Annotated in this window: 18 protein-coding genes; 1 reads left to right on the top strand and 17 read right to left on the bottom strand. The window is 31.5% G+C overall.

Annotated features, from left to right (window positions below):
- Positions 1-37: 37 nt before the first annotated feature.
- From UF10_RS08280 to UF10_RS08220, 13 genes are all read right to left on the bottom strand, one after another.
- Positions 38-676: a cobalt-precorrin-8 methylmutase gene (locus UF10_RS08280; RefSeq protein ID WP_106777331.1), complete on the bottom strand. Its 639-nt coding sequence runs from the start codon at positions 674-676 to the stop codon at positions 38-40.
- Positions 677-1570: a GHMP family kinase ATP-binding protein gene (locus UF10_RS08275; protein ID WP_106777330.1), complete on the bottom strand. Its 894-nt coding sequence runs from the start codon at positions 1568-1570 to the stop codon at positions 677-679.
- Positions 1571-1726: 156 nt separating this feature from the next.
- On the bottom strand, positions 1727-2833 hold the full coding sequence (locus UF10_RS08270) for a pyridoxal phosphate-dependent aminotransferase (RefSeq protein WP_106777329.1): 1107 nt from the start codon (positions 2831-2833) through the stop codon (positions 1727-1729).
- 384 nt (positions 2834-3217) lie between these two features.
- Positions 3218-4174, bottom strand: coding sequence for an adenosylcobinamide-phosphate synthase CbiB (cbiB, locus tag UF10_RS08265; protein ID WP_106777328.1), 957 nt, complete (start codon positions 4172-4174; stop codon positions 3218-3220).
- A 77-nt stretch (positions 4175-4251) separates the two neighbouring features.
- On the bottom strand, positions 4252-5631 hold the full coding sequence (locus UF10_RS08260; RefSeq protein WP_106777327.1) for a cobyrinate a,c-diamide synthase: 1380 nt from the start codon (positions 5629-5631) through the stop codon (positions 4252-4254).
- Positions 5632-5802: 171 nt separating this feature from the next.
- A complete protein-coding gene (locus UF10_RS08255; RefSeq protein WP_242969085.1) occupies positions 5803-7419 on the bottom strand; it encodes a cobyric acid synthase in 1617 nt (538 codons plus the stop codon).
- Between the two features lies 1 nt (position 7420).
- Positions 7421-8077 carry a histidine phosphatase family protein gene (locus UF10_RS08250; RefSeq protein ID WP_106777474.1) on the bottom strand — a complete coding sequence of 219 codons (657 nt, stop codon included), beginning with the start codon at positions 8075-8077 and terminating at the stop codon, positions 7421-7423.
- Positions 8078-8209: 132 nt separating this feature from the next.
- A complete protein-coding gene (gene cobS, locus UF10_RS08245) occupies positions 8210-8980 on the bottom strand; it encodes an adenosylcobinamide-GDP ribazoletransferase (RefSeq protein WP_106777326.1) in 771 nt (256 codons plus the stop codon).
- Between the two features lie 289 nt (positions 8981-9269).
- Positions 9270-9827 carry a bifunctional adenosylcobinamide kinase/adenosylcobinamide-phosphate guanylyltransferase gene (cobU, locus tag UF10_RS08240; RefSeq protein WP_106777325.1) on the bottom strand — a complete coding sequence of 186 codons (558 nt, stop codon included), beginning with the start codon at positions 9825-9827 and terminating at the stop codon, positions 9270-9272.
- A gap of 15 nt (positions 9828-9842) precedes the next feature.
- Positions 9843-10925, bottom strand: coding sequence for a nicotinate-nucleotide--dimethylbenzimidazole phosphoribosyltransferase (cobT, locus tag UF10_RS08235; RefSeq protein WP_106777324.1), 1083 nt, complete (start codon positions 10923-10925; stop codon positions 9843-9845).
- A gap of 122 nt (positions 10926-11047) precedes the next feature.
- Positions 11048-12196, bottom strand: coding sequence for a S41 family peptidase (locus UF10_RS08230; protein WP_106777323.1), 1149 nt, complete (start codon positions 12194-12196; stop codon positions 11048-11050).
- Positions 12197-12418: 222 nt separating this feature from the next.
- Positions 12419-13363 (bottom strand): transketolase family protein, encoded by a 945-nt coding sequence (locus UF10_RS08225; protein WP_106777322.1) that lies wholly within the window; start codon positions 13361-13363, stop codon positions 12419-12421.
- Between the two features lie 9 nt (positions 13364-13372).
- The gene (locus tag UF10_RS08220) at positions 13373-14185 is read right to left on the bottom strand and encodes a transketolase (RefSeq protein ID WP_106777321.1); all 813 of its coding nucleotides are present in this window, start codon (positions 14183-14185) and stop codon (positions 13373-13375) included.
- A 742-nt stretch (positions 14186-14927) separates the two neighbouring features.
- On the opposite strand from UF10_RS08220, the gene acpS reads away from it, so the two are divergent.
- On the top strand, positions 14928-15299 hold the full coding sequence (acpS, locus tag UF10_RS08215) for a holo-ACP synthase (RefSeq protein ID WP_106777320.1): 372 nt from the start codon (positions 14928-14930) through the stop codon (positions 15297-15299).
- Between the two features lie 58 nt (positions 15300-15357).
- Here the strand turns inward: acpS and UF10_RS08210 are convergent, their stop codons facing one another.
- From UF10_RS08210 to atpA, 4 genes are read right to left on the bottom strand one after another with little or no spacing between them, the layout of a single operon-like run.
- Entirely contained in the window at positions 15358-15627 is a 270-nt protein-coding gene (locus UF10_RS08210) for a FoF1 ATP synthase subunit delta/epsilon (RefSeq protein WP_106777319.1), read from the bottom strand.
- Complete coding sequence (atpD, locus tag UF10_RS08205) at positions 15627-17027, bottom strand: F0F1 ATP synthase subunit beta (RefSeq protein WP_106777318.1); 1401 nt, start codon at positions 17025-17027, stop codon at positions 15627-15629. Before atpD ends, UF10_RS08210 begins: the two co-directional genes overlap by 1 nt.
- Before the next feature lie 10 nt (positions 17028-17037).
- Positions 17038-18036, bottom strand: coding sequence for an ATP synthase F1 subunit gamma (atpG, locus tag UF10_RS08200; RefSeq protein WP_106777317.1), 999 nt, complete (start codon positions 18034-18036; stop codon positions 17038-17040).
- 22 nt (positions 18037-18058) lie between these two features.
- Positions 18059-19561, bottom strand: coding sequence for a F0F1 ATP synthase subunit alpha (gene atpA, locus UF10_RS08195; RefSeq protein ID WP_106777316.1), 1503 nt, complete (start codon positions 19559-19561; stop codon positions 18059-18061).
- Positions 19562-19563: the final 2 nt, after the last annotated feature.

The raw sequence follows: 19563 nt of genomic DNA, 5'->3' as shown, positions 1-19563 counted from the left end.
TTTAAATCCATCAATTATATCTATAACTAAAGTAGATCTATCTAAAATAGTAATATAATATAGCATTTATTATGGCAGCTGCTAAGTTGCTTCCTCCCTTTCTTCCTTGCGAGACTATAGATTCTATATTCGAGTTCACTAGCTCTTCTTTTGAATCTTGTGCACCCACAAATCCCACTGGAACACCTATGATAGCATTAGCATTTAGCTTTCCTTCATTATCTAATTCTATAGCCCTATATACTGCTGTTGGAGCATTTCCAAATATAAATATCTTTTCATTTTCATCTTGTGCAGCTATATCTACTGCTGCCATTGACCTTGTAATCTGCTTTTCTTTTGCAAGATTTGCTGTTTTTTCATCTGATATAAGACAATAGTACTTACATCCTATACAATCTAATATCCTTTTATTTATTCCGCTCAGTGCCATATTTGTATCTGTATATATAGTAGCTTTGTTATTTAAAGCCTGTAATATATTTTCAACTGCTCCATCTGAAATCTTCAATATATCCAAATAATCAAAGTCAGCAGTTGTATGTATAGCTCTTTTTATAATCATTTCTTCTATTTCACTTTTAAACTTATAATCTGCTCTTATTTCATCTATTATATCTTGGATAATTTCAAAGCTTTTTTCTTCTATTCTACCAGGATTTTTAATATATTCCATCTACTTTACTTTCCCCTTTCTCAATCCACCTCTCACAATTTTTCTTATATATTGCTTTTTATACACGCTTGATATTTCAGAATGTTTGATTTCATGGATTAATCTTTCTACATCTGTATTTTCATCTAAGGCAATTCCAATAACAGTTCCAGTATGAGAAATATTCAAAAAACCACATTCACACTCCCTAGATATCTTTATTAATTCCCGCAAGTATGGTGTTTTTTTTATATTTTCATTTGCTATAGCACTATTTTCACAGGCTTTTCTAAGTAGATTTTTATCTTGCTTTTTTATTCCATCTCTAATCATTTCAAACGACTTTTTAGTTATTGATTTATTTTCCCTCAAAAGCTTATAGTATTCTTTATGACCTCTCATCTTCATAGTATTTATCCGATTTTCTGGTTCCAATATTAAGATTCTCTTGTATGGTAAATAGCCCAAAGACTCTCTTTTTTCACCTTTAATTGGATCAAATATACATACTTCAGGATAAAATATAGAATCTGTAGCCTCTATCTTAGCCACAAGTCTTGATATTTCATCTGCCTTCATATCCTTATCTAAGTAATCCAATGTTGCCATTATACAGGCCCCAATATCTGCAGTTGAGCTTGCCATTCCCTTTCCAATAGGTATATTTGATTTGATACTTATGTGTAGATTGTCTACTTGATTTTTATTCAATCCAAAATACTCAAATACAAGGGAAGATGCCTCTATTGATTTACTTTTTCTAGGTCTTGAAAACTTTTTACTTGATTTCTTTTCAGAGACAGTCGCTCTTGAATACAGATCTATACAGTATGAACTTATATATTCGTTTTTTCCAATATATCCCTGCACTAGCTCCCCACAAGTACCGGGACATGATCCATATCCTACTTTCATCTATCACGAAATAATCATCAATAATATCTACATTCTATATCAGTCTATAGCTATAATTTCATATGAGATTATTTCTCCCCCTCTCGCATTCGATTTTTATTAAATACTCTATCTTTAATATTTTTTATTTTATTATTTTAAATAAAAAAACTTTATTTATTCTTGTTTCATAAAAACATCGTTCAATGCTTCTATTAATATTCTATTATCATTATGTCTTTTTATTGCTACTCTAAAGAAATTAGAATTTAATCCCAAGAAATTGCTAGCATCTCTTATCACTATTCCATACTCAAATATCAACTTTTCCTTGAGCTCTCTTGCACTATACTTACAATCATCACTTATTTTAGATAGTATAAATGCAGAATCTGTTTTATATACTTTTAAATCTTCAATTTTTTTCAATTCAGAAACTAAATATTCTCTTTCTTCTCTATAAAAATTTCTAGAACTTTCTCTAAAGTTATCATCTTTTAAAAGCTCAACACCTAAGTTAGCTGCTATAGAATTTATTGTCCAAGGTTCTTTTATTCTTAGTAATTCTTCAATATGAGAGCTATTTCTACTAATCATATATCCCAATCTAATACCTGGCAATCCATAGAACTTGGTAATAGCTCTTAATACATATATATCTTTATAGTTATAATTTAAGGCTGTAAATTTCTCATAATCATCACAAAACTCTATAAAAGTTTCATCTACTACTAACTTTATAGAATTTTCCTTACAGAATTCTACTATTTTCCCTATATCTCTTATCTTTCCATCTGGATTATTTGGATTACATAAAAATAAAGCATCTAAATCTTTATATTCCTCCATCTTTTGAGTTGAAAAATCTGGATACTCAAAGCTATCTTCTTTTTCAATCATTTGAATCTCCACATGATCCTTGTTCAAAATACTTGCTGCTCTTCTATACTCACTAAATGTCGGACATACTATAGCAATTTTTCCCTTAATCGATCTCATAAATAAATATATTAGCTCTGTCGCACCATTTCCTACGCAAATATTATTTAAATTAAATACAAATTCACATTGTTTATTATCTCTGACTACATGTTCAGCTACAGCACTTCTAAGCTTTACATAATCTATATCTGGATATTTTCTTATCTCTTCTATATCGTCTATGATATATATTAGCGTATCCTCTGGTGTAAATGGATTTATATTAGAACTAAAATCTACTAATTCACCCTTTATATGATACTTTCTTTTGATTTTTTCTAAATCAGCCCCGTGCTTAAACATCTAATCCACCTCTCTATGCCAATAGACAATAGTTATTTATTACTAACAGTGTCTTCCCTTGCATTCCTATATTTTATATTGATAGTCTTAATATACTATTTTTTTCTTAAATAAAAACTAAATTTTTATACAGTTCTACTTATATATCTATTATACATCATATAATGACTTTTTTAAGTTTTTTTTCGATTTGAATTTTTGTATTTTCTTGATTTTCTGAACTTATATTAATTTTTAGATTTTTTCTGCTTTTTATAATAAAAATAGCTATTACAAAATAATTATCCTATTCTCAATAGAATTTATTTTTATAATAGCTATTTTTATTAGAATTACTTATACTTATTTATATTAATTTAGCTCTCTTATTTTATTTTTCAAATCTTAAAATAAGATTTTATTTATAAATAAAGAAATAACTATAAATAATATCAATGTTAAAAAAGTAGATAAATATAAAAGTCTATTTGTTTTTAATATATCTTCTTTTACTATTTTTCTCTTTTTTTCTCCAATAGTCGGCTTATATACTTTTTGACCAAAATATATATTTGTTCCTCCAAGCTCAATGCCCAGAGCCCCTGCCACTGCAGCTTCTGGATAAGCACAGTTTGGACTAGTGTGATTTTTCCTATCTCTAATCGCAATTTTTATACAAGATTTATAGTCATATCTAAGTATAAAACTAGCCATTGTAAAGCCTATAAGAGAGATTCTTGCTGGTATATAATTAAAAATATCATCTAATCTTGCAGCTGTCATCCCAAAATCTATGTATCTTTCATTTTTATAGCCTATCATTGAATCCATAGTATTTACAGCCTTATATAAAATAGCTAAAATTGGACCACCTATAAATGCATAAAACATTGGTGAAATTGTCCCATCAACTGTATTTTCAGCAATCGTTTCAACTGTTGCTCTTATAATATCAGGCTCATCCAAAGCAGAAGTATCCCTTCCAACTATATAAGAAAGTTGCTTTCTAGAAAGTTCTATATTATTTCCTTCAAAAGAATCATATATTTTTTTACCTTCATCTGCAAGACACTTAGTAGAAAAACAAGTACATACTATAACTGCTGATACAAATATATACAAATATATATTTACACTTGCAAGCTTACATATACTATAGGTTATTAAAGCCACAGATGACATCAATATTAAACAAAGTAGTGCACCTGCCAACTTCATATTAATCTTTAGCTTTCTTAAATTTCTTTCAAGTAGAGATATCAATTTTCCAATATAAATCACTGGATGTGGAAAACCATATGGATCACCAACTATCAAGTCCATAAAGTAAGCAAATATGCTAATCAATACAAATATCTCCATTTTTTCTCCCAATCAAACTAATCTAATTTTTTTAAAACTTTTTATAACTTTTAATTAAATAATGTAATAATTTTTCTTTATACGTTTTTTACATTACTTAATAGATAACATACCATACTTAAATTATTATAAAAATGAATGTGTAAATAACTTGCTAGAGTATTGTTTACGTAATATCCACCTTCCCACTCATCTACCACTTCATCTTCTACTACTTTTTTCATAGTAAATGCTGTGTCTAAATCTGAATAGAATTCAGAACTATGAAATTCATGACCACTCATTTCTTGACCCTTATATGAAATTAAATTGTCTTCCTTTGCAGTCGCAATACAGTATCCAAATCTTCTAAGTCCCTTTTTCATCTCACTATACCCTGATATTGCACCTACCATTTCATGTTTCTTGCCGTCCATATCTACTAGGCTATCACCAAGATACATTAGACCTCCACACTCTGCATATATTGCTAGTCCTTCATCATGAGCTTTTTTAATGGATTTTCTCATACTCACATTCTTTTCCAATTCCTCTGCAAATACTTCTGGAAATCCACCGCCCATATATAACAGATCCGCTTCTGGAATTTCTTCATCATTTATTGGTGAAAAAGTGATTATATTTGCTCCAATTTCTTTGAATAAATCAATATTGTCTGGATAATAGAAATTAAATGCCTTATCATATGCTACTGCAACTGTCTTTCCCTCTGCCAATGCTCTTACTTCAGGGTCTTCCGAAAACATATTTAACTCAAAGGATGAAGTAACATTTTCACTTTCTGACAGTTCAATAATTCTATCTATATCTATATGTTTTTCCATTTCATCTGCAATTGTATTAACTTTTCTTTCTAAATCTTCTATTTCATTACTAGGAAAAAGACCTAAGTTTCTAGATTCAACGCTTACATTTTCATCAGGAGGAAGATAGCCCAAGACCTCTATTCCACAAAATCTTTCTATTGACTCTTTGATAATATTATAATGTCTCTGTGTTCTAACATTATTTGCTATTACCCCTACTATCTCTACATCTTTATCCAGTTGCTTATATCCTAGAACCATTGCCCCTGCAGATGCACCCATTCCTTTTCCATCAATTACTAGTATTACAGGTGATTTCAATATTTTAGACATCTGTGAAGTAGAATGTTTATTTATTTCAGTACCTATACCGTCATAAAGACCCATCACTCCCTCTATTACAGAAATATCTTTACCTTCAGATGAATTTTTGAATACAAATTTAATCTGTTCATCATCTAACATATAGGAATCTAAGTTTCTAGACCACTCTCCCGTAACAAATCTATGGTACATTGGATCTATATAGTCTGGCCCTACCTTGAAGGGCTGAACTTTCTTGCCTCTTTTACTTAATGCTTTCATTAGTCCTAAGCTTATGGTTGTTTTTCCAACTCCGCTATAACTACCTGCAATTAATATTTTTTTCATACTTAATCTATCCTTTTCCTTTATACTATTTTTCTTTACAACATCTTATGATCCTAACTTTCTTATATATTATTTTATAAATAGCAACTTTTTAAAAATTTTAAATTTAAACTTCCCATTTTTCTAGGATATGTTTATTACTTAGCTATACAAGCTTTATAACTTTAGTTATTAGCCTTGCTTTTCAAATATAATCTTATAAAGTCCATCCATATCAATATTTTCTCTTACGATATTCGCTAATTTATTATATTCTTTTTCTTTTATATCATGCATACTATCAAACCCTGTAGATATACTTTCCAAAGATTTTTTATTCCTTATATTATTTATTAAAGCTACTGTAAAGTTTATATTGTCAAAAAAACCATGACAATATGTTCCCAAAATATGACCATCTATAAGATCATATTTAAGATTTGATTTTGATGTTTTTTTACTTAAACTCTTATCTTCTATCAAATCACTCATATTATTCTCATCCATTTTTATACTATCATCATCTATACATTCTTCTGTTTTTTTATAATTACTATTTTTTTCTGCTTTATTTCCCATATGAAGTTCATATCCCTTGATTTTGAAGCCCTGCAAGTTTTCAAAGTATCCTTTTTCTTTCCCAAATATACCTTCTATCTGACTAGTTGTCTTTTTTCCAGAAAACTGAGTATTCATATCTATATATCCAAAGCCTTCTATCTGGCTTATTTCACTATTATTATCAGCATAGTTTTCTATCCTATTTCCCAAAATCTGATACCCAGCACAAATTCCTATCAAAAGACCTCCTTTAGATACATAGTCTTCTATTTCTTGATAAAGATTAGATTCTCTTATGTATTTCATATCTAAAATAGTCTCTTTACTTCCTGGTATTATCAACATATCTGGCATATGATGAACACCTTCACTATCTAAGTATCCAATACTTTCTCCTCTTGCAACATATCTAACACTTGTTTTTTCTATGTGCTCAAATACTTCAAAATCTGTGAAATTTGACATATGGTCTAATTTTATGATTTCAATATTTACGAAGTCCTTATCACTCTCATGTGTTTTTCTTTTGAACTTATTACTTACACCGTCTTCATCTTCTATCTTAATATCAAAGTAAGGTATTAGCCCTAAAACTGGAATCTTTATGATGTCTTCTAGCATTTTTATTCCATCACTGAAATATTCTTTATTTCCTCTAAATTTATTTATAATAACGCCCTTTACTCTCTGTCTTTCTTCACTCTTTAAAAGTTGTAAAGTACCTACTATAGATGCAAATACTCCGCCCCTATCAATGTCTGCTATTAGAATTACAGGTGCGTTTGCTATTTCAGCCATCTTCATATTAGATATATCCACACTGTTAATATTGATTTCAGCTGGACTGCCAGCACCTTCTATTACTACAACATCATTTTCTCTTTCCAAAGCGTCAAAAATATCTTTTAATACTGGAATTAGTTTCACTTTAAAACTTTGATATTCTTTTGAGGGCATATTTCCTATTGATTTCCCATTTACTATTATCTGAGATATATGATTTCCACACGGCTTTAAAAGTATAGGGTTCATATATGCTCGAGGAGTTTTATTGCAGGCCTCTGCTTGAAAAACTTGTGCCCTTCCCATCTCAAGTCCATCTTGGTCTATAAAAGAGTTCAGTGACATATTCTGGGATTTAAAAGGAACTGTTGTGTATCCATCCTGAGTCAAAATCCTACACAGAGCTGCAGCGATTATACTTTTACCAACATTTGATGCGGTCCCCTGAAACATCACACTTGACATTTTACTTATCCTTTACTATTTTCTTGCCTATATGAGGTCTCAAAAGCTCCATATCATAAGGAACATAGCCCAATGTTTTTACTACTGGGAAGCTTCCCATAAATTCTATAACAGTGATTGTTGCATTTTCTATTCTTATATTCCAATGAAGTCTGAAGCTATCTACAAGTAGATATGATAATATATTTCTTAAAGTTCCCATATGAGCACATATCATTACTGTATCCACATCTTCACATTCTTTCACTATATCTTTAAAAGAATTTATATTTCTATCATAAAACTCCTGTATATCCTCTCCTTTTGGGAATTTGAACTCTATCTTCCCTCTCATAAAGTCCTGATAATCTTCTGGATATCTTTCCTTTATTTCATTTAGAGATAAGCCATCGAAATTTCCAAAATTCATCTCATTTAAGCCTTCAATCTTTTCAAGTTCTATATTCTCAGAGTTTGCATACTCACCTATTGTCTTGGCTGTTCTCTTTAATATAGAAGTATATATTTTATCGACCTTTATATTCTTCTTTAAAAACTCATTTAATTCTTCAGCCTGTATTTTACCAGTTTCACTAAGGTCTGTATCACTATATCCAGAATACTTTTCCATCTCATTATCCTTGGTATGTGCATGTCTTATCAAATATAATTTTTTCATAAATATCTTGGGCAAAAATGCCCTCCTCCTTTATTCTTATAAATATAATTCTGATTTCTTAACACTATAGTATAACTTTTATTTTTTAACACCATACTTAAGCATCTAAATACCATATAAATGTGTTAATTTCTATGACATTACTACTAGAGTGGAGACAATAAACACTATTTCTCCCATCTCTATTGAGCATCCCAATATATCTCCAGTCACTCCATCTATCTTTTTATAGGATTCTCTTCTAAGTAATATACTTCCTAAAATACTGACAATTATTCCCAGAAGTGCCTTGATAGATATAGTTATATCTCCCAAATTCAAAAAACAAGATAGCATAACACTTATAACTGTTATTAATATAGCCGCTAGCAAATTTGCCAGATTACACTTACCTATAAATAATTCTCCCATTCCTTTTGGTCTTGCAGATACTGCCCTGTATGACATAATTAAGGCAGATAATCTAGCAACTACTGGCATTGAAAATATCGCCCAAATATTGCCCGTCTTAATTGCTAGGTAGACAGATGCTATTTTAATTATAATTAAAAATGTAATAGCTAATATTCCATTTGTCCCCATTGTCGGATCTTTCATAATTTCTAGTATTCTATCTTTTGGCCTGTAACTAAATAGACCATCAAATGTATCTCCAAAACCATCTATATGTAGTCCACCAGTAATAATTGCTTCAAATAAAACTATTAATATAGCAATGAGTATTGATAGTTCAGTTGATACTAGGTACTTTGTAATTTGGTATATTGCAAGCATTAAAATCCCTATAACTATACCTATCACAGGAAAGTAAAACATTGAACTCCCCATATTTTCATCATATTTTAAGTTCTTTTTAATTCTTATCCTTGTTAGAAATTGTAAAAGATTGAAAAATCTATTCATTAATTGTTTGCTCCTATATATACTTTTATATATATATTATCATATTTCATTAAATCAAAGCTTAATTAAAGCTTAAACTAAAAACCTATATACATAATATATTAATATCAAACTTTTATCAAATCTATATTCTTTATTTTACTGCTTCAAATAAGTATTGTCTTTGCTTTAATACTCTAAGGGCTGCCTTTTAGTATTTGAGTTCTATATATTTTTTTATATTACTACTATTTTTTATTATATAACTTCTTTTTATAACTGTTCTTTTTATAGCTACTACTTTATATCACTATTTTATTTTCATCGCTATTCCTGATACAAGGAAATAAGCTTCTTCACTTTGACTTGCAATTTTTTGGTTAACTTTTCCACATAGGTCAGTAAAATATCGAGTCAATTTATTTTCTGATATACCACCTAATCCCAGTTCATCGCTTACAATTATAAAATCACAACTTGATTTTGATATACTTTTTAATAGCTGATCTATTTCTTCTTCTACTTTTTTGAATGTTTTTTTACAATCTATTTCACTCTTTACATCAAATTCTTCATCTTCAAATATTATATTTGAAATTAACATAGTCACACAGTCCAAAAGAGCAAGTTCATATACAAAATCACTAGAATCTATAATGCTATATACTTCTGTATACTTTTCTATAGTATCCCAAGTCTTATCTTTTCTTCTTTCAATATGTTTTTTTATTTTTTCTTTCATCTCTTCATCAAATGCTTTAGCCGTAGCTATATATACTGTTTTTTTATTTTTTTCAAAACACAGCTTCTCTGCAAATAAACTTTTCCCCGAGCTTATACCACCTGATATATATATTATCTTCCCCATTATTTACATTCCTTCTTATTTACTTTCCAAATCTACATCTGGACCCATATATTCTCCTATCGCCTCATCTTTGAAAGAAGCCATATTATTATAAGCAAATATTGCCGAATCTATAATATTCATTGCAAGAGCTGCTCCAGTACCTTCCCCTAGTCTCATATTTAAATCCAAAATCGGCTCTAATCCTAGAATTGAAAGGGCCTCAGTTGAACCTATTTCACTAGATTTATGTGATGGTATTATATATTCTATACTTTTAGGATTAATTCTATATGCTATTAATGCCGCCGCATAAGAGATATATCCATCAATCACTACAGGTATTCTATTGGCCGCACATCCAAGTATTACACCTGCTATACCGCCTATTTCAAATCCTCCTACCTTAGATAAGACTTCTATACCATCTGTTGGGTTTGGATTATTTATCTCTATTGATTTTCTTATTATATCTGATTTATGTCTTATTTTATCTTCGCAAAGACCTGCACCGCAATCAGTTACTTCAATAGGATCCTTTCCTGACATCACGGATAATATAGCTGTTGCTGGAGTAGTGTTTGATATTCCCATCTCTCCAACTCCTATTATTTTATAGCCATCTACTATACATTTTTCAGCTACCTCTATGCCTATTTCTATAGATTTTACGGCTTCTTCCACTGTCATTGCAGGCCCAATTGCCATGTTGCTAGTTCCTTCTCTTATTTTATAGTCCAACACTCCATATATAGAGTTCCTGCCCTTCATTCCAATATCTACAGGAACTATATCTGTATTATTAAACTTTGCAAGAGCCCCTACTGCACATTTTCCATTAGTGAAGTTTTGAAATTGTAATCTAGTTATTTCCTGAACTTGAGGAGAAACCCCCTCTTCATATACTCCATGATCAGCTGCAAAGGCTATTATGCATTTTTTAGGTCTATCCTCTAAATTTATATTTCCATATACGCCTGATAGCATCACTGTTATATCTTCTAGTTTGCCTAGTGTATCTTTTGGATGTATTAACTCATCCCATTTATGTTTTGCTTTTTTCATACTTATATCATCTAATGAATAAATATTTCTCGATATGCTCACCAAAAGATTCATTTATTCCTCCTTGAAATCCTATTTATATTTTTTATAAAATCATATGCTAACTATATTATAATCTTTTTTTCCATATTTAAATATAACCTTCCAGAATTTTTCCAGAAGGTTATATTTAAGTACTACTTTATCTTTTCTTTGATATATTCTACTGCTTTTGGAAGTTGTTTTTCCTCATCTTTAACTTCTATATTCGCCTTAATTCCCTTTTTATTTATATAATCACCATTTGGAGTGAAATACTGTGCAGTTGTCAACTTATATCCACTTCCGTCTTTTAGTTGAACAACACTTTGAACCAATCCCTTACCATAAGTAGTTTTACCAATAGATATCCCCGCCTTATTATCAACTATTGCACCTGTTAATATTTCCGATGCTGATGCAGAGTACTCATTGGTAAGTATTGCAATTGGTATATCAACTTTTTCTTTATCATCACTTCTTAGATAATCTTTATTTCCTTTATTATCCTTAGTGTAAACTATCACACCCTGTCCTAGAAGCCTATCAGATATATTTTTTACCACATTTAAATATCCACCGCCATTATTTCTAACATCTAGTATCAATCCTTTTATATTCTTTTTTTCCAAAGAATCAAGTGCTTTTTTAAAATCTACATCTGTATCTTCATCAAAGCTAGTTATCTGTATGTATCCAATATTTCCATCTATTATCTTACTAGATACCGAATCTAACTTTATTTCTTTTCTTTTTATCTTCTTTTCCAAAGCTTTTCCATCTCTAAGGAATGTAACCTTTGTATCAGTTCCAGCCTCGCCACGCATATTTTTGACCGCTATATCCATTTCTTGATAGCTATATGCTTTATTGTCTACTTTTATTATTAGGTCTCCCTTTTTTACTCCAGCAAGCTCTGCAGGACCACCAGGAATAGTTCTCTCTACTTTTATTGCGCCTGTTTCTTTATCTGCTGACACTACTAATCCTATACCTACATATTTACCTGAAGAAACTTCCATTATTTGTTTCATTTCTTCTTTATTATAATATGAAGAGTACTCATCATCTAGCCCATAAAATAAGCCCTTGCACATTCCTTCTTCTAATTTTTTATCATCTGCTTTTTTATAAAAGCTATCCTCTACTTCTTCTCCAAGTGCTACTACTTTTCTATATTTTTTATATTCCTCTCTTGGCAAAAATCCTACAAATCCAAATGTTGTAAGTACAAAACTTGTGATAGTTATTGTAGCAATTACCAAGGCAATAGCAGCAAAAAACATTTTTCTATTATCTTTTTTCATTGTTTATGAGCCATGTACTTTCTCTTTGAGTAGTCCATAGCCTCCTCCTCTCATATACGCCTTTCAAAAATTGCGTACAGATATTTAAAAATATCCTTTGAGTTAAAATTATATCGTTCTCTATAATGTATTTTAGATATTCTTCATATATATTATATATTTAAAATATATTTTTTTCTATAGCTTTTACAATGTGTAAATATATTGTAAAAGTTTTAATAACTACTTAGCTGGCTCTATCTCCATCATCTGCATCGCTTTTTCATAAATACTATCTTCTGTAAGTCCGTATTGCTCATATAATTCCTCTGTTTTTCCCGACATTCCAAATAAATCTTTGACTCCTATTTTACAAACCTTTGTAGGTATTGTCTCAGATACAACTTCAGATACAGCTGAACCAAGACCTCCCAATACACTATGATCTTCTACTGTTATAATCCCTCTAGTATTTTGGGCACAATCTAGCAAGATATCTGTATCAATCGGCTTTATCGTAGACATATTGACCACTCTTGCATTTATACCTTCATCTCTTAGTCTATCTGAGGCTTCTATAGCCAATCTTACCATAGGACCACAAGCAACTATAGATAAGTCATTTCCTTCTCTTAGCAGACTTGCCTTTCCCATTTCAAATTCATATTCATCTGTATATATATTTTCTACATCATCTCTTACCATTCTTATATAGACCGGTCCTTCTACTTCTGCTGCTGCCCTTACAATTTGCCTTGTCTCATATGCATCAGCTGGTACAAAAACCTTCATATTAGGCAATACCCTCATTATAGCCAAGTCCTCTATAGATTGATGAGTTGCACCATCTGGTCCTGTCATCAACCCGGCATGAGTCGCACAAAGCTTCACATTTAAATTTGCCATACATGTCATATTTCTAATTACTTCATATGCTCTACCAGTTTCAAAAACTGCAAAAGAGCTGGCAAATACTTTTTTACCTGTAGAAGCAATTCCCGATGAAACACCTATTAAATTTTGTTCTGCTATCCCTACGTCTATAAATCTTTCAGAAAATACCTTTTTAAATATATCTGTCTTAGTAGAAGTAGACAAGTCTGCATCTACTACAACTATATCTTGATCTTCTTCCCCAAGCTCAACTAATGTATTTCCAAAAGCTTCTCTCATTGATTTTTTACTCATTCACATCACCTATCTTAATTCTTCCATGGCATTTTTATAGTCATTGTCTGTAATTTTTTGACTATGCCACTTACATTCATCTTCCATAAAGGATACACCTTTGCCTTTTATTGTGTTTGCAATTACCAATACTGGTTTAGAATTCACCTTATCAAAAATATTAAATGCACCAAATATCTGGTCAAAATCATGACCGTCAATTTCTATAACATACCATCCAAAAGATGTAAACTTCTTAGTGATAGAACCTAAACTCATGACCTCATCTGTTGATCCATCTATTTGTAATCCATTCATATCAACAATTGCCATAAGATTGTCTAACTGATATTGTTTAGCAAACATTGCTGCTTCCCAAATCATTCCCTCTTGAAGTTCTCCATCTCCTAAAAGCACATAAACATTGTAATTCAGCTCATCCATTTTAGAAGCCAAAGCCATTCCACAACCTGCTGATAGCCCCTGACCTAGAGATCCTGTAGACATATCTATACCACTTACTCTTAACATATCAGGGCTTCCTTGTAGAGATGAGTTCATCTTTCTAAAACCATCAATTTCCTCTTCTATCAAGTATCCTCTTTCATGTAAGGTCGCATATATTGCTGGAGATGAATGCCCCTTAGACATCACAAATCTATCCCTGTCTATTTTGTTTACTTCTTCAGGGTCTATATTCATTCTCCCAAAGTATAGAGCAGTGATTATATCCACGCAGGACAAAGATCCACCTGGATGTCCTGAACCTGCATTATAAATCATTTTGATCACGTTACGTCTAATATTTTTTGCCTTTTCAGACAGACTATTATAATCAATCATTTTAAAGTCTTCCTTTCATTTTTATGGGGCAAAATCTATATATAACTATAAGTATAATAAAAAACTAAGCTAATTTTATCAAGCTAAAGCTTGGATTTAAAATATTGCTTATGTCAATTAATTTTTTTATTTTTTATCTTATTAAGCTAGATATATATTGTTTAAAATATCTAGTTCCTTATGACTTTACATAATATTATATAGATTTCCACTCTTAGCTCTAATTTTTAAGCTACGTTTTTATTATACTATATATCAGAAGTATATACAATAATGTTCATTTTTGAACAATTCTATAGACTTTCTTTAAGTTTTATAGAATTTTTGAAATTATCTATAAATTATAATATCCTTTATTCTTTCTAGCTTGAATAGCTTTACTTTACTTATAATTAGCTTACTTTATTTATTAAAAGCTAGCAAAAAAATACGGTTTATTTAGTTAGACAAGCAAGTAATTATTTTTTTAGATAGCAAATTCTACTCTTATAGCTCACCTAAAAGCTTATATTTTTATAATGCTAAATCTTTATATGCTTTTTTATTTGACCACTGGATTTTTTCTATACTTTTTATCACTAGATACTCTTGATGTAGTTTTATACACTGACCTAATTTTATTGCTAGCTTTTTATATTATTGATTTACTGTAAATATGTTATAATCATATTAATAATAGTAAGTGTATTTGCTTATTAAAGCAAGTACTTGTATATCAATCTATATTGAACGGGAGATAAGTATGATTTATGGAATTGGAACAGATATTATAGAAATTGAAAGAATTCAAAAGGCACTTAATAGAAATTTAAAGTTACTAGATAAGTTGTTTTCAGATGCTGAGCTATTAGTATTAAAAGAAAAAAATTATAAAGCCGAATCTGTCGCTGGTAATTTCTGTGCTAAAGAGGCTGTTGTAAAATCTATTGGCACCGGGCTTAGAGGTTTTCCTCTAAAGGATATTCAAATATTAAGAGATGAACTAAATAGACCTATAGTACTAGCCAAGGGAAAATTCAAAGACTATTGTGATAAAAAAGAAATTTCAGAGATTATGGTTTCTATTTCTCACTCCAAAGATTATGCAACTGCAACTGCTATAGCAATAAAATAACTTTATAATAGTATATATTTTTAAAATAAAAAAACGTGAGGAATCCCTCACGTTTTTTTTATTCTGAATATGGTTCATCCCAAAATGCTTTTTCTGTTACAAGCACTGTATTTGTATCATTATCTACTGTTACAAATCCCTTGCCTATCTCTGCATCATGGAATTTTCCATCAATTTTTACTTTTAATTTTCCTGCTTTAATGCCTGCTACAATCGGTACGTGCCCCTTTAATATGGCTCTATCTCCTATTGTGGTTTTAAATATAACCATTTCAGCATCTTTGTCATAGAAAATCTTATTAGGAGTAACTACCTTAAGTTTAAACATTAGTTAGCACTTCCTTTCGCCTTTCTTACTGCATCTTCTATTGTTCCTACAAATAAGAACGCAGATTCTGGAAGATCATCGTGTTTACCGTCTAATATTTCCTTGAATCCTCTTATAGATTCTTTTACTGGAACATAAACACCTGGTATACCTGTAAACTGTTCACCTACTGTGAAAGGCTGAGATAGGAATCTCTGTATCTTTCTAGCACGTGAAACTATTATTTTATCTTCATCAGATAATTCATCCATACCAAGGATTGCTATAATATCCTGTAATTCCTTGTATCTTTGAAGTATAGACTGTACTTCTCTGGCTACAGCATAATGTTCTTCTCCAACTATATTTGGATCCAATACTCTTGAAGTTGATTCAAGCGGATCAACAGCTGGATATATACCAAGTGATGATATCTGTCTTGAAAGAACTGTCTTTGCATCCAAATGTGAGAATGTTGTTGCTGGTGCTGGGTCAGTCAAGTCATCCGCTGGTACGTATACAGCCTGTACAGATGTGATTGATCCCTTCTTAGTAGATGTTATTCTCTCCTGAAGAGCACCCATCTCTGTTGCTAGAGTTGGCTGGTAACCAACTGCTGATGGCATACGTCCTAATAGTGCAGAAACTTCTGAACCTGCCTGAGTAAATCTAAATATATTATCTATAAATAAAAGAACGTCCTGTCCTTCCTGATCTCTAAAGTGTTCAGCCATCGTAAGTCCTGTTAGAGCAACTCTCATTCTTGCTCCTGGTGGCTCATTCATCTGACCAAATACCATTGCAGTCTTTTTAATAACTCCTGATTCAGTCATTTCACCATAAAGGTCATTACCTTCTCTAGTTCTTTCTCCAACACCAGAGAATACTGATATACCACCGTGCTGTTTTGCTATATTGTTGATAAGCTCCTGTATAAGAACTGTCTTACCAACACCTGCACCCCCAAATAGACCTATCTTACCACCCTTTAGGTATGGTGCAAGTAAATCAACTACCTTTATACCTGTTTCAAGTATTTCGGCCTTTGTTTCTAATTCATCGTATTCTGGTGCTTCCTTATGAATAGGAGAATAGTCTACACCTTCTGGAACAGGCATAAGATCTATTGGTTCACCCAATACATTAAATACTCTTCCCAATGTTTCTTTTCCTACTGGAACAGATATTGGTGCCTTAGTATCTATTGCATCCATACCTCTCACAAGTCCATCTGTAGCACTCATAGATATACATCTTACTGTATCATTACCTATATGCTGAGCGACTTCTGCTACGATAGTTTTATTTCCTTTTGTCTTTATCTCTAAAGCGTTTAATAAGTTAGGTAGATTTTCTTCTGAATCAAACCTAACATCTAGTACAGCTCCTACAATCTGTACAATCTTTCCTACATTTGACATTTTATCCTCCTTACTTTAGAGCTTCAACTCCGGCACTTATCTCAGTAATTTCCTGAGTAACTGCACTCTGTCTTGCTCTATTGTAGCTAAGCTCTAAGCTTTGAATCATTTCATTTGCATTGTCAGTAGCAGATTCCATAGCTGTTCTTCTGGCACCCTGCTCTGAAGCATAAGACTCTACAATACCACCGTTGATTGTACCTGAAATATATGTAGGTATCAAGAATTCCAATACACTTTGAGGTGAAGGAAGGTACTGTACCTTAGCTTTTCCTGTACTTACCTTTGACTTCATTTTCTTAGCATATTCTTCAGCTTCTTGTTTTTCTCTTTGTCTTATTTCTTCTCTTTCGCGAAGTAGATCCTCACTTATAAATACGTCTGGATCATCTTCTTCTATATTTTCGTTATATTTTTCGCCTCCGTACTCTAATGGTTCGTCAAATACCAAAGGCAATATTTTTATCGTTCTTGCTTCCTGTGAAAGAGCTGAGAAGAACTGAGTATATGTAAATAGTACTTCATCAACTTCTCCATCGACAAACATCTTCATCAACTTCTCGGTGATTCTACTTACATCTTCATATTCATACTTCTCTACTGATTCTATTCTATCTATTATTTCCACATCCATCTTAGAAAAATGATCATATGCCTTTTTACCCACTGTTATTACATAGTCATCAACTAACCCCATGTATTTTTCAGCTTCCTTAAATGCATTACCATTATATCCTCCTGCAAGACCTCTATCTCCTGCAACGACAATGTGACATCTTCTTTTTAATTCTCTATTCTTTAAAAACTCGCTATTAACACCTTTTGTGTTCATTGAAATTTCAACTATTGTTTCATATAATGTATTGAAATATGAGCTAGATTCATCTGCTGCTAATTTAGCTTTTCTTAGCTTTGAAGAAGCAACTAGATGCATGGCATTAGTAATTTGCTTTGTACTGTTTATACTGGCAATACGAGTTTTTATTGCCTTCATTCCGGCTCCTGCCATTTACATACCTCCTCTGATTGGATTATGCTTCGGCTTTGAACTTAACTTTAAATTCTTCTATTGCACGAGTTAATTCTTCGTTAAAATCTTCAGCCTTAAGTATTTTTTGAAGCAATTCAGGATGTACGCTATCTATATAGTCATATAGTCCTTCTTCAAATTCCTTTACCTGATCCAAATCTATATCAGCTAGCAAGTTGTTGATAACAGCAAATATTATTACAACTTGATTTTCAACCTTTACTGGCTTATGTTCACCCTGCTTTAGTACTTCAACGATTCTTTGACCCTGAGCCAATCTTCTCTTAGTATCTTCATCTAGGTCAGAACCAAACTGTGCAAAGGCAGCAAGTTCTCTATACTGTGAATATGCAAGCTTTAATGTACCTGCTATCTTCTTCATTGATTTAATCTGAGCAGATCCACCAACTCTTGATACTGATATACCAGGGTCTACTGCTGGTCTTATACCTGAATAGAATAGTTCTGGCTGTAGGTATATCTGACCATCTGTAATTGAAATTACATTTGTTGGTATATATGCAGATACATCTCCTGCCTGTGTTTCTATTACTGGCAGAGCAGTCATAGATCCACCACCTAGTTCATCAGATAACTTGGCAGCTCTTTCCAATAATCTTGAATGTAGATAGAAAACATCACCTGGATAAGCTTCACGTCCTGGTGGTCTTCTAAGTAGTAGGGACATTTCTCTGTATGCAACCGCCTGCTTACTTAAATCATCATATACTATTAGTACATGTTTTCCATTATACATAAATTCCTCGCCCATTGCAGCACCTGAATATGGAGCAAGGTACTGAAGTGGAGCTGACTCAGATGCAGTAGCTGATACAACTATTGTATAATCCATTGCACCGTGACCTTCAAGTGTAGATACTAGCTGAGCAACAGTTGATCTTTTCTGCCCTATTGCTACGTATATACAAATTACATCTTTATCTTTCTGGTTGATAATAGTATCTACAAGTATAGATGTCTTACCTGTCTGTCTATCACCTATTACCAACTCTCTTTGACCTCTACCAATTGGTATCATTGAGTCAATTGACTTAATACCTGTCTGTAGAGGTTCAAATACTGATTTTCTATCCATTATTCCTGGAGCAGAAGATTCTACTGGTCTAGTTTTATCAGACTTTATATCTCCCTTTCCGTCTATTGGCTGACCTAGTGAATTGACAACTCTACCAATAAGAGCGTCACCAACTGGAACCTCAACTATTCTTCCAGTTCTCTTTACTACATCGCCTTCTTTTATGTTTATATCATCACCTAGTATTACGACACCTACGACTTCTTCCTCAAGATTCAGTGCCATTCCATATATACCACCAGGGAATTCAAGCAACTCACCAGACATTGCGTTTTCTAAACCATATACGCTGGCAATACCATCTCCAACGCTAAGTACGCTACCAGTGTCAGTAAGTTTAATTTTATTCTCATAATTTTTGATTTGATTCTTAATTATGGAACTAATTTCTTCTGGTTTTAAATTCATGG

This window comes from Peptostreptococcus russellii, assembly GCF_003012055.1.
Classification (GTDB): Bacteria; Bacillota; Clostridia; order Peptostreptococcales; family Peptostreptococcaceae; genus Peptostreptococcus; species Peptostreptococcus russellii.
This window is presented reverse-complemented; position numbering and strand designations above follow the sequence as displayed.

Excerpts from the sequence above, each read along its gene's own strand:
- UF10_RS08280 (WP_106777331.1), bottom strand. The coding sequence starts at position 676 with ATGGAATATATTAAAAATCCTGGTAGAATAGAAGAAAAAAGCTTTGAA.
- UF10_RS08275 (WP_106777330.1), bottom strand. The coding sequence starts at position 1,570 with ATGAAAGTAGGATATGGATCATGTCCCGGTACTTGTGGGGAGCTAGTG.
- UF10_RS08270 (WP_106777329.1), bottom strand. The coding sequence starts at position 2,833 with ATGTTTAAGCACGGGGCTGATTTAGAAAAAATCAAAAGAAAGTATCAT.
- cbiB (WP_106777328.1), bottom strand. The coding sequence starts at position 4,174 with ATGGAGATATTTGTATTGATTAGCATATTTGCTTACTTTATGGACTTG.
- UF10_RS08260 (WP_106777327.1), bottom strand. The coding sequence starts at position 5,631 with ATGAAAAAAATATTAATTGCAGGTAGTTATAGCGGAGTTGGAAAAACA.
- UF10_RS08255 (WP_242969085.1), bottom strand. The coding sequence starts at position 7,419 with ATGTCAAGTGTGATGTTTCAGGGGACCGCATCAAATGTTGGTAAAAGT.
- UF10_RS08250 (WP_106777474.1), bottom strand. The coding sequence starts at position 8,077 with ATGAAAAAATTATATTTGATAAGACATGCACATACCAAGGATAATGAG.
- cobS (WP_106777326.1), bottom strand. The coding sequence starts at position 8,980 with ATGAATAGATTTTTCAATCTTTTACAATTTCTAACAAGGATAAGAATT.
- cobU (WP_106777325.1), bottom strand. The coding sequence starts at position 9,827 with ATGGGGAAGATAATATATATATCAGGTGGTATAAGCTCGGGGAAAAGT.
- cobT (WP_106777324.1), bottom strand. The coding sequence starts at position 10,925 with ATGAATCTTTTGGTGAGCATATCGAGAAATATTTATTCATTAGATGAT.
- UF10_RS08230 (WP_106777323.1), bottom strand. The coding sequence starts at position 12,196 with ATGAAAAAAGATAATAGAAAAATGTTTTTTGCTGCTATTGCCTTGGTA.
- UF10_RS08225 (WP_106777322.1), bottom strand. The coding sequence starts at position 13,363 with ATGAGTAAAAAATCAATGAGAGAAGCTTTTGGAAATACATTAGTTGAG.
- UF10_RS08220 (WP_106777321.1), bottom strand. The coding sequence starts at position 14,185 with ATGATTGATTATAATAGTCTGTCTGAAAAGGCAAAAAATATTAGACGT.
- acpS (WP_106777320.1), top strand. The coding sequence starts at position 14,928 with ATGATTTATGGAATTGGAACAGATATTATAGAAATTGAAAGAATTCAA.
- UF10_RS08210 (WP_106777319.1), bottom strand. The coding sequence starts at position 15,627 with ATGTTTAAACTTAAGGTAGTTACTCCTAATAAGATTTTCTATGACAAA.
- atpD (WP_106777318.1), bottom strand. The coding sequence starts at position 17,027 with ATGTCAAATGTAGGAAAGATTGTACAGATTGTAGGAGCTGTACTAGAT.
- atpG (WP_106777317.1), bottom strand. The coding sequence starts at position 18,036 with ATGGCAGGAGCCGGAATGAAGGCAATAAAAACTCGTATTGCCAGTATA.
- atpA (WP_106777316.1), bottom strand. The coding sequence starts at position 19,561 with ATGAATTTAAAACCAGAAGAAATTAGTTCCATAATTAAGAATCAAATC.